General features: G+C 71.6%; 9 protein-coding genes and 1 pseudogene. 5 read left to right on the top strand and 5 right to left on the bottom strand.

Going from position 1 to position 7,959, the window contains the following annotated elements; translation table 11 throughout:
- The 4 genes and pseudogenes from AC1MIR_RS25965 to AC1MIR_RS25980 form a co-directional block, all read right to left on the bottom strand.
- A pseudogene (locus tag AC1MIR_RS25965) lies at positions 1-569 on the bottom strand (pilus assembly protein N-terminal domain-containing protein); the annotation flags it as partial.
- Positions 566-1,408, bottom strand: coding sequence for a Flp pilus assembly protein CpaB (gene cpaB / locus AC1MIR_RS25970; RefSeq protein WP_480031072.1), 843 nt, complete (start codon positions 1,406-1,408; stop codon positions 566-568). The gene cpaB and the pseudogene AC1MIR_RS25965, both read right to left, overlap by 4 nt.
- Positions 1,409-1,412: 4 nt before the next feature.
- Positions 1,413-1,898, bottom strand: a complete 486-nt coding sequence (locus tag AC1MIR_RS25975; protein WP_480031073.1) for an A24 family peptidase — start codon at positions 1,896-1,898, stop codon at positions 1,413-1,415.
- 76 nt (positions 1,899-1,974) lie between these two features.
- Entirely contained in the window at positions 1,975-2,154 is a 180-nt protein-coding gene (locus AC1MIR_RS25980) for a Flp family type IVb pilin (RefSeq protein WP_480031074.1), read from the bottom strand.
- 518 nt (positions 2,155-2,672) lie between these two features.
- On the opposite strand from AC1MIR_RS25980, the gene AC1MIR_RS25985 reads away from it, so the two are divergent.
- Positions 2,673-3,890: a hypothetical protein gene (locus tag AC1MIR_RS25985; RefSeq protein WP_480031075.1), complete on the top strand. Its 1,218-nt coding sequence runs from the start codon at positions 2,673-2,675 to the stop codon at positions 3,888-3,890.
- A gap of 192 nt (positions 3,891-4,082) precedes the next feature.
- On the opposite strand, the gene AC1MIR_RS25990 is transcribed toward AC1MIR_RS25985, so the two are convergent.
- A complete protein-coding gene (locus AC1MIR_RS25990; RefSeq protein WP_480031076.1) occupies positions 4,083-4,253 on the bottom strand; it encodes a hypothetical protein in 171 nt (56 codons plus the stop codon).
- Positions 4,254-4,537: 284 nt separating this feature from the next.
- Here AC1MIR_RS25990 and AC1MIR_RS25995 point away from each other — a divergent pair, with 284 nt between their 5' ends.
- The 4 genes from AC1MIR_RS25995 to AC1MIR_RS26010 form a co-directional block, all read left to right on the top strand.
- Positions 4,538-5,869, top strand: coding sequence for a pilus assembly protein TadG-related protein (locus tag AC1MIR_RS25995; RefSeq protein WP_480031077.1), 1,332 nt, complete (start codon positions 4,538-4,540; stop codon positions 5,867-5,869).
- A 151-nt stretch (positions 5,870-6,020) separates the two neighbouring features.
- Positions 6,021-7,331: a hypothetical protein gene (locus AC1MIR_RS26000; protein WP_480031078.1), complete on the top strand. Its 1,311-nt coding sequence runs from the start codon at positions 6,021-6,023 to the stop codon at positions 7,329-7,331.
- The gene (locus AC1MIR_RS26005; protein ID WP_480031079.1) at positions 7,328-7,744 is read left to right on the top strand and encodes a TadE family protein; all 417 of its coding nucleotides are present in this window, start codon (positions 7,328-7,330) and stop codon (positions 7,742-7,744) included. Before AC1MIR_RS26000 ends, AC1MIR_RS26005 begins: the two co-directional genes overlap by 4 nt.
- Positions 7,722-7,959: TadE family protein (locus AC1MIR_RS26010; protein ID WP_480031080.1), on the top strand; the 238-nt coding region annotated here is incomplete at its 3' end. The genes AC1MIR_RS26005 and AC1MIR_RS26010, both read left to right, overlap by 23 nt.

Raw genomic sequence — 7,959 nt, forward strand, 5'->3', positions numbered from 1 at the left:
CGCGCCCGCGTGGGGTGGGGGGATGCTCGGGGGGGGGGGTCCGGGGCCGGGGGGGGGGGGGGGGCCGGCGGGGCGCCGGCCGCCCCGCGCGCGCCCGGCACGCGCCCGCCGAACACGGTCACGTCGTATTCCGCGACCGGCCGGCCGAGGTCGTTGGTGGCGACCACGGTGGTGCGGCCGTTGTCCACCGCCATGATGAAGACGCTGGTCGGCGAGGAAGGCTGCACGCGGGCCACCCGCGGATCGGCCGCGATCACGGTGGTGGCCGCGCCCGGCAGGGTCAGCAGGCGGCCGGTGCCCGCCTGCAGGCGGAGCTCGACCGGCGTGACGGGCGGCGCCGGCGTCGCCGCGGGCTCGGCCGCGGTGCGGTCCTGCAGCGGGCGCAGCGGCGCCTGGGCGAAGTTGCGCGGCGGGATCGCCGGCGGGATGGTCGCCTGCGCCGGAACCGCGCCGAGCGGCGTGGCCGCCAGGGCCTCGGGGCGCAGCGAGGGCACCTGGGCGGCGGCCGGCGCCGGCCCGAGCAACGGCGCGAGCGCGAGCGCGAGCAGGGGGATGGAAAGGGGCCTCACCGGAAGGTGACCTCCTGCGTGTCGTTGCCCTGGATCACCCGCATGCGGGCAGGCGTCGGGTTGTCGGGATTGCCGAGCGCGTTGGAGACGTCGCCGCCGAACACCGGCATCGCCGTGCGCAGCGTCTTCTCCTCGTCGAGCGCGGCGCGCACCGTCACGGCCAGGCGGCCCAGCTGCTCGGCCACCGCCACGCGCTCCGCCGCCGCGGGCGAGACCTCGAGCGTCACGGTGCGGGCCACGCGCTGCTGGCCGAGCGCATTGGCCTGGTTGCCCTGGGTGATCTGCTGGTCGATCGCGATCACGCGCAGGCCGGTCTCGACCGTCTCCGCGATCACCCGGCGGGAGGCAGGCGCCTCGGCGGCGTTCAGCGTCTGCACCAGCACCAGGTCCACCAGGTCGCCCGGCGCCCCCAGGCCGCCCGCGCCGCTGGCCGCATCCACGCCTATGCTGATCGCACGATAGCCCTGGCGCAGAACCGCCGCGAGGAAGCCGCGCTCGCCGGGGTGCATGATGTCGTCGCGGGTCAGCGGTGCTCCTGGCGGGACGAAGCGGCGGACCAGCGCGCCGCGGAAATCCGCGATCGAGGACGCGGTCGCCAGCAGGCTGTCGGCCGGGGGCGTCGGCACCTCGACGATCGAGATGTCGGCCTCGTTCAGCAGCGTGCCGGAGGGCAGCGGCCGTGCCGCGGCCAGCACGCGCGCGGTGGCGGGCGGCGGCGGCGGCGCGGGCGCTGCGGACGCCTCCATCGTCGGCGCGGGCGGGTGGCCGCGCATCGCGATGCCGCCGAGGCCGCCGGCGGCAAGCAGGAGAAGGACGATGGCCAGTCGGCGCCAGGTCATGGGTCTATGCTCCGAGGCCCGCCGCCACGGTGCCGGCGGCGATGGCGAGGGCGTAGGGAAGGGGGCCGCGCCGGGCGATGCGGTTCGCCTCCACCACCGCCACGCGCATCGGCAGCGCGGCGTTCGGGCGGAGCGCGGGGCGCGGCATCACGCGCGACATGGCGAGGTAGGCGATGCCGAGCGCACCGCCGGCAAGCCCGATGGCGAAGAGCAGGTCCGGCAGCGCGGACGGAGCGGTGCCCACGGCCAGGGCCGCGATCAGCTTCACGTCGCCGCCGCCGATGAACCCGCGGGCATGCAGGAAGAGGAAGCCGCCACCGACCACGAAGGCCATGGCGAGGGAGGAGAGGGCCGCGGTCGGCCCCTCGATCAGGCGGAAGGCGATGCCGAGCGCGAGCAGCGCGAGGCTGCACCAGTCGGGAATGGTGCGCGTGGCGAGGTCGGACCAGGCGGCGATGGCGAGGATGGCCGTCGTGACGAGCAGCAGCATCGCGATCGTCTCTTGGTTCGGGTAGGGGGATGGAGCCGCGGCGGCGGCGGGCCGTCCGCCGCGGCTCCAAGCTGGATCAGGCCGGGACCTTGGCCGAGATGCTGTCGAACACGTCGGTGAACAGCGTGCCCAGCGGGGTGGCCAGGGCGGCGACGGCCACCACGACGACGGCGCCGAGCACGCCGTACTCGATCGCGGAGATGCCGCGCTTGTCACCGAGCAGGCGCTGGGCGGAAACGATCACGAGGTCACGCATTTGGATAACTCCCCTTTTGAGGAACACGGTTGCGGGTCTGGCGGACCCTGCGGAGTGGTCCGCCGGGCCGGATCGTCGTCCACGCCGGGGAACCGGAGCAGCGCGTCCGAAGCGATCATTTATCCGTGGCACGCAACGAGGCAATCGTTAAATGGCCGCAGAGGCCCGTTTCCTACAATTCCGAACAGCCAATTTACAAGCATCCACGGAGGCAGACAGAAGAATTCGTCTCCGTGTGAGTGATGTCTGCGCATCGGTGGGGTTTGTATTTGCCCAGGGTGACATCGTGATTGTTCGGCGGCTCTTTCTTACAATGTAAGCTTCCTGCGCGCACAAAACCTGACAATTCGAAGGTTGTCTGAAGATCGTGAGCGAGGCACGATACATCGTCAATTCACGCTAACAGTCCAAAAATTGGGGCGATGACGATGCTGGCTGGAGCTTTTCGGGCAAATCTCAGCAGATTGCGCAAGGACCGCCGCGGCCTTACCACAATCAGTTTCGCCGCCGGCGCCGTGATGGTGTTCGGCGCCCTCGCCGTCGCCACCGACAGCGGCGTCGGGTACACCGCCCGGCGTGGCGCCCAGTCGGCGGCGGATTCCGCCGCCGCCGCCGGCGCCGTCACCCTCGCCATGCGCGGCGCCGGCCAGGTCCAGACCGTCGCGCGCGACGTCGCGGCCCGCAACGGCTTCTCCCAGGGCAGCGGCACCGTCGTCGAGGTCAATGTCCCGCCCACCAGCGGCCCCAACCGCGCCACGCCCGGCGCCGTCGAGGTCGTCGTCCGCCAGACGCAGTCGCTCGGCGCCGCCGGCTTCTTCCTCTCCGCGCCGCCGACCGGGCGCGGCCGCAGCGTCGGCATCCTGCGCAACAACGCCGATGTCTGCGTGCTGGCACTGACCGGCCAGCTCTCCTTCTCCGGCAGCACCAGCGTCGCCGCGCCGAACTGCATGCTGGCCTCAAACCGGGCCAGCGGCGCGGGCGTCGCCGTCTCCGGCGGCGCGGCCATCGAGGCCTATGGAATCACCACCGTCGGCAGCTGCGACAACTGCACCGGGTCCGGCGTGCGCCTGACCCAGCCCGCCGCCGAATGGCAGGTGCCCGCGAGCAATCCCTTTGCCGCCCTCGACACGAAGGTGCTGCCGCGCTTCACCAATGGCGCCTGCATCGATCCGGGCAACAGCCCGACCAGCCTGCTGCCCTATGAGCAGAACGGCCGCCGCGCCTACTGCAAGGACATCAAGCTGACCGGCAACGGCACGCTGACGCTGCAGCCCGGCACCTACTACCTGAACAACGCCTCGCTCGACATCCAGAGCGGCCGGGTGAACTGCCCGGCCTGCACCGGCGGCGCCGGGGTGACCTTCGTCTTCACCGGCGATCCCGCGAAGATCGGCGGCGTGCAGATCAACGCCAATGCCGTGGTGCGGCTCAACGCGCCGACCGTCGCCGCCGACCGCGACTTCGACGGCGTGCTGTTCTACCGCGATCCCCGCGCGACCAACGGGATCGGCGGCGGCAACCCGCCGGTCCGCATCAATGGCGGGGCGCAGCTCTCGCTCTCCGGGGGCATGTATTTCCCGAACACCGAAGCGCGCTTCAACGGCAATGCCGCGGCCGCGGGCTGCACCGTGATCGTGGCGGCCGCCGTCGAGTTCGGCGGCAACGCGAGCACCTCGGGCTGCGCGCAGGGGGGAACGGCGGCGCCGCAGGCGCGCGTCGTCGCCTTCGCCAATTGAGGATGCGCGTCGGGGGGCGCGACAGCCGGGCGGCGCGGTCCCGCGCCCGCCCTGGGGCTTCGGGTGCTAGAGCAGCGCCCGTTCGAGTGGAACCGCTCCGCGGTTCCGCCGAACGGGGATAAGCTGCTCGAGAGTCATGATTTCTAGAGCACGACCTTCCGATCGACTGATTCCAGTCGATCGGAACGTGCTCTAGGACGGCACCTTCGACAGCATGGTGTCGTAGATGTCCGTCAGCAGCGTATCGAGCGGACCGGTCAGCCCGGCCACCGCCACGACCACGAAGGCGGCGAGGATCCCGTACTCGATGGCCTTGAGCCCGCGCCGGTCGGCCAGGAGGCGTCGGAGCGGAGCGCAGGCCATCGCGATCATCGCACTCTCCTCGAACGGGCGCGTTGCCGCCGGCGCTGCGCCCTGGTGATCCGTCGCCGGCGGGGAACGCCGCCGCGCCTGTCCAGGGGCGGAGACGACCGAGACAAGTCTTACGGCCGATATCGCGAACGTTGCAAACACGATCTCCGCTGTTCGGCGGAAATCCTACAAATTCGCACAACAGTCGCGCCGTTGCTCGCCTCGCTCCCCGGCGCGGATAAATCGTTACCAAATCAAACCGCACATGCCGTCCGGTCTCGGGCATAGGAAATCCCATGTCCGAAACGATCCATGCGCCCGGAACGATATTTCGCCGCCTGATGCGGCCTCTGGCGCGCGACCGCCGCGGCGTCACAACCATGGCCTTCGCCGGCGGCGCGGTCGCCCTGTTCGGCGCGGTGGCCGTCGCCGCCGATGCGGGGGTGTGGTACTCCGCGCGGCGCGGCGCGCAGAACGCCGCCGACGTCGCCGCCGCCGCCGCCGCCACCTCGCTCGCGATGTCGGGCGCCGCGGCGGCCCGCGGCGCCGGCTTCGACGTGGCCGCCCGCAACGGCTTCCCCAACGCGGCGCCGAACACCGTGCTGGTCAACATCCCGCCCAGCAGCGGCGCCAACAGCACCAACCCCTCCGCCGTCGAGGTGATCGTTCGCCAGCAGCAGAATCTCGGCGCGGCGGGCTTCTTCCTCGCCGCCGCGCCCACCGTGCAGGGCCGCAGCGTCGCCTCGCTGCGCGACGCCAGCAATGTCTGCGTGCTGGCGCTGACCGGCACACTCTCCTTCGGCGGCAATTCGGTGGTCAACGCGCCGAACTGCGTGCTGGCCTCGAACCGGCGCAACCTGGCCGGCGTCGAGAGCAACGGCAACAGCTTCGACGTGATCGCCTTCAGCCTCAGCACCGTCGGCAGTTGCCCGACCTGCGGCAGCAGCCGCTTCCAGCTCACCCAGCGTGCCTCGGAATGGCAGGTCCCGGTGGAGAACCCCTTCGCCCATCTGGACAGCAAGGTGCTGCCCAGCTTCTCCGCCGGCACCTGCATCAATCCCGGCAACAACCCGACCTCGCTGGCGCCGTTCGAGACCAATGGCCGCCGCGCCTATTGCGACGACATCCGCGTCAACGGCAACCGGACCCTGACCCTCAGCCCCGGCACCTACTACCTGAACAACGCCTCGCTCTCGCTGCAGGGCGGCACCGTCCGCTGTCCTGCCTGCACCGGCGATGCCGGCGTGACGATCGTGCTGACCGGCTCGCCCGGCTCGATCGGCGACATCGTCATCAACGGCAATGCGGCTGTGGAGAACCTCCGCGCCCCCAACGCGCCGGCCGATCCGGATTTCCGCGGCGTGCTGCTGTATCGCGACGGGCGGGCGACCAACACCGGCAACAACGGCAATCCGCCGGTGCGGATCAATGGCGGGGCCAACCTCAACCTGATGGGCGGGATGTATTTCCCGAACGCCCATTCCCGCTTCAACGGCACGGCCGGCACCGCCCTCTGCGGCGTGCTGGTCGGCGCTTCCTTCGAATTCACCGGCAATGCCGGCGTGGCCCGCTGCGCCGAGGTCGGCACCCGGGTGCCGCAGACCCGCATCGTGGTGGTCGCCGAGTGAGGCCGGCTTCGGGGACGGGCCGCGGCGCCGCTGGCCTGCAAGCAAGCCGCCCGCAGGGACGGGACATTTCCTGACAAGTTCGAACGCGCATCATTAATCGAATGGCAGCATACCTGAGGGCCGCAAGAACAGGCGTGTTGTCAGCCCAGCCATGACGTCGTTCACCCCCGGAACGCTGCTCCGCCGCCTCCGCACCGACCGCCGGGGCGTCAGCTCCCTCGCCTTCGCGGCCGCCGCGGTCGGCTTCTTCGGCGCCGTCGCGATCGCCGCCGATGCCGGGGTCTGGTACTCCGCCCGGCGCGGGGCGCAGAATGCCGCAGATGCCGGCTCGGCGAGCGCCGCCGTGGCGCGCTCGATGTCCGCCGCGACCCGGGCGCGCGCGGCCGCTCTCGACGTCACCGGGCGCAACGGCTTCCCCAACCTGGCGCCGACCACCGTCGCGGTGAACATCCCGCCCAGCACTGGCCCGAACAGGGGCAACCCGACCGCGGTCGAGGTGGTGGTCCGCCAGCAGCAGGGTCTCGGCGCCGCCGGCTTCTTCCTCTCCCCCCCGCCGCCCGTGCAGGGCCGCAGCGTCGCCGCCCTGCGCGACGCCTCCAATGTCTGCATCCTGGCGCTCAACGGCCAGCTCTGGGCGGGCGGCAACACCGCGGTGAACACGCCGAACTGCGTGCTCGCCTCCAACCGCCGCGCCTCGCCGAGCGCCGAGGTGGTGGGCAACAGCGCCGTCGTCAACGCGTTCAGCATCTCCACGGTCGGCTCCTGCCTCAACTGCGACCGGCCCGGCGTGACGCTCGCGCAGCGCTTCCGCGAATTCCAGCCGCCGACGCTCGATCCCTACACCGCACTGAACACGAAGGTCATGCCGCGCGCGAGCAACGGCTGCACCAACCGCGGCGGCGGCAAGAACCAGAACCTGCGGCCCTTCGAGAAGAACAACCGCGAGCTCTATTGCGGCGACATCCGCATCAACGGCGGCGAGTCGGTCGCCGTCGAGCCGGGCACCTATTACATCCACAACGGCTCGCTCTTCGTCATGGGCGGCGGCTCGCTCACCTGCCCCACCTGCACGAACGGCGAGGGCGTGGTCTTCGTGCTGACCGGCGACCCGGGCTCGATCGGCGGGATCAACATCAACGGCAACGCCACGGTCAACCTGCGCGCGGCCCGCGCGGCGAAGGATCCGGACTACAACGGCATCCTGTTCTACCGCGACATCCGCGCCACCACGAACAACATCAACAACCCCGCGGTGGACATCGCCGGCACCGCCACGATCAGCCTGGCCGGCGGGATGTATTTCCCGAGCACCCATGTCCGCTTCATCGGCACCAGTGGCACCATCGCCTGCAGCGTGGTGGTGGCGAACTCGATCGACTTCCAGGGCAACTCGGACGTCACCGGCTGCGCCGAGACGGGCACGCGCGTGCCGCAGACCCGCAAGGTGGTGGTCTCCGAATGAGACGGCTCCTCGGCCTCCGCCCGCGCGCCGGCACCGCCTCCATCGAACTGGCCCTGCTGGTCCCGGTCCTTGCCGCCGTTCTGGTGGGCATGTTCGACTGGGGCTTGGCCATCGAGCAGCGCATCCGGCTGCAGACCGCGGCCCGCGCCGGCGCGCAGCAGGCGCTGCGCACCCCGGCGGACAGCGCGGCGATCTCCGCCGCGGTGCGGGCGGCCGCGCCCGACTTCAACGCGCTGAGCATCAGCCCGAGCCCCGTCTGGTGCGAGTGCGCCAACACCGCCACCGCCTGCAGCAGCGCCTGCGACGGCGGCCTCGCCCGCTTCGTCCGCGTCTCCGTCAGCCACCCCTTCTCGCCGATCACCCCGGCGGGTCCAACGAGTGTCTCGGCCAATGTCACCCTTCGTCGCCAATAGGTCGCGGCGCGGCAGCGTCTCCCTCGACTTCGCCGCGCTCGCGGCGACGCTGGTGATCGCGCTGATCGCCTGCGTGGATGTCGGCCGCTACGTCGCCACCCGCACCGCGCTGCGTGCCGCGGTGGGCGAGGTGGCGCGCGCCCCGGGGGCCGATGCGGCGGTCACCCGCGCGCCGCCCCCCCAGACGCGCGCCCACAGCCGCGGCGCGCGGCGCC

Source organism: Falsiroseomonas sp. RANM36, assembly GCF_056682175.1.

Bases quoted from the DNA above. Each gene is read 5' to 3' on its own strand.
- cpaB (WP_480031072.1), bottom strand. From the start codon at position 1,408: ATGACCTGGCGCCGACTGGCCATCGTCCTTCTCCTGCTTGCCGCCGGC.
- AC1MIR_RS25975 (WP_480031073.1), bottom strand. From the start codon at position 1,898: ATGCTGCTGCTCGTCACGACGGCCATCCTCGCCATCGCCGCCTGGTCC.
- AC1MIR_RS25990 (WP_480031076.1), bottom strand. From the start codon at position 4,253: ATGGCCTGCGCTCCGCTCCGACGCCTCCTGGCCGACCGGCGCGGGCTC.
- AC1MIR_RS26000 (WP_480031078.1), top strand. From the start codon at position 6,021: ATGACGTCGTTCACCCCCGGAACGCTGCTCCGCCGCCTCCGCACCGAC.
- AC1MIR_RS25985 (WP_480031075.1), top strand. From the start codon at position 2,673: ATGGTGTTCGGCGCCCTCGCCGTCGCCACCGACAGCGGCGTCGGGTAC.
- AC1MIR_RS26005 (WP_480031079.1), top strand. From the start codon at position 7,328: ATGAGACGGCTCCTCGGCCTCCGCCCGCGCGCCGGCACCGCCTCCATC.
- AC1MIR_RS25995 (WP_480031077.1), top strand. From the start codon at position 4,538: ATGTCCGAAACGATCCATGCGCCCGGAACGATATTTCGCCGCCTGATG.
- AC1MIR_RS25980 (WP_480031074.1), bottom strand. From the start codon at position 2,154: ATGCGTGACCTCGTGATCGTTTCCGCCCAGCGCCTGCTCGGTGACAAG.